1 protein-coding gene is annotated in these 204 nt (G+C 72.5%); it reads right to left on the reverse strand.

Annotation, left to right across the window (positions count from 1 at the left end):
• Positions 1 to 204 (reverse strand): helicase-related protein (locus tag DSP71_RS21310; RefSeq protein WP_258546598.1); only part of this gene is annotated, 204 nt, incomplete at both ends.

Below are 204 nucleotides of genomic sequence, written 5' to 3' on the forward strand. Positions count from 1 at the left end.
CGGGTCGACGTGGACGACGAGGTCGACGTTGTCGACGTGGACGCCGCGCGCGGCGACGTCGGTCGCGACGAGCACCCGCACGCCGCCGTCCTCAGGGGCGGTCGAGAACGCACCGAGGTTGCGCTCGCGCGCGTTCTGCGAGAGGTTGCCGTGCAGGTCGACGGCGGGGATCCCCGCGGCGGTGAGCTGCTTCGCCAGCTTCTT

The sequence above is a fragment of the Microbacterium sp. H6 genome, from assembly GCF_003314775.1.
In the GTDB taxonomy this organism is placed as follows: domain Bacteria; phylum Actinomycetota; class Actinomycetes; order Actinomycetales; family Microbacteriaceae; genus Microbacterium; species Microbacterium oxydans.